The sequence below is a fragment of the Paraburkholderia ferrariae NBRC 106233 genome, from assembly GCF_000685035.1.
Lineage (GTDB): Bacteria > Pseudomonadota > Gammaproteobacteria > Burkholderiales > Burkholderiaceae > Paraburkholderia > Paraburkholderia ferrariae.
Map to the genome: position 1 here is coordinate 1 of NZ_BAYB01000087.1, position 1271 is coordinate 1271.

At 64.3% G+C, this 1271-nt stretch carries 1 pseudogene; it reads right to left on the minus strand.

Features of this window, described 5'->3' with window-relative positions:
* Positions 1 to 1271 (minus strand): annotated as a pseudogene (locus BFE01S_RS41680) (NAD(P)/FAD-dependent oxidoreductase); the annotation flags it as partial.

Genomic DNA, 1271 nt, shown 5'->3' on the forward strand with positions numbered 1-1271 from the left:
CTTGAGCATCTCGTTGTCGCGGTGCTGGTGATGCAGCGTCCACGGCACGTTGCCGCCCAGCAGCTTCTGCTCGATGCCCACCATCAGCGTGCCCAGATACAGGCCCTTGCTCATCCACTGCTTGAAGTTGCGCGCCTTGTACAGCTCTTCGTGCAGCCACGACTGTTTGAACGCTTCCGGATAGGCGGCGAGTTCGTCCTGCTGGCGCCCCGCCTGCACCGCTTCGAAGGCCGCATCGGCGGCCAGCATGCCCGTCTTGATCGCCGCGTGGCTGCCCTTGATGCGCGCGGCGTTCAGGAAACCCGCGTCGTCGCCCACCAGCGCGCCGCCCGGGAACACCAGCTTCGGCAGCGACATCAGGCCGCCCGCCGTCATCGCCCGTGCACCATAGGAAACACGCTTGCCGCCTTCGAGGTACTTGCGGATTTCCGGGTGCGTCTTGTAGCGCTGGAACTCCTCGAACGGCGAGAGGTAGGGGTTGGTGTAGGCGAGGCCCACCACAAAGCCCACCATCACCTGGTTGTTGTCGATGTGATAGAGGAACGAGCCGCCGTAGGTGTCGCTTTCCAGCGGCCAGCCCGCCGTGTGGATCACCAGACCCGGCTGGTGCTTCGCCGGATCGATCTCCCACAGTTCCTTGATGCCGATGCCATAGACCTGCGGGTCGCGTCCTTGCCGAGATCGAACTTCTCGTTCAGTTGCCGGCCCAGATGCCCGCGGCAGCCTTCGCAGAAGAGCGTGTACTTCGCGTGCAGCTCCATGCCGAGCTGGAAGTTCCCGGTGGGCTCGCCATCCTTGCCCACGCCCATGTTGCCGGTGGCGACGCCTTTGACGGCGCCTTTCTCATCGTAAAGAATTTCCGCGGCGGGGAAACCCGGGAAAATTTCGACGCCCAGCGCCTCGGCCTGCTGGCCCAGCCAGCGCGTGACGTTCGCGAGGCTGATGACATAGTTGCCGTGGTTCTTGAAGTTGTCGGGCAGCGCCCAGTTGGGCACGGACTTCGCGCCGGTTTCCGAAAGGAAAAGGAACTTGTCTTCGGTCACCGGCACGTTCAGCGGCGCGCCCTGTTCCTTCCAGTCGGGCATCAGTTCATCGAGCGCGCGCGGGTCCATGACCGCGCCCGAGAGGATATGCGCCCCGATCTCCGAGCCTTTTTCCAGCACGCACACGCCGATCTCGGCGCCTTTTTCGGCTGCCAACTGCTTCAGGCGGATCGCCGCGGACAGCCCCGCCGGGCCGCCGCCTACGATCACCACGTCGTATTCCATCGT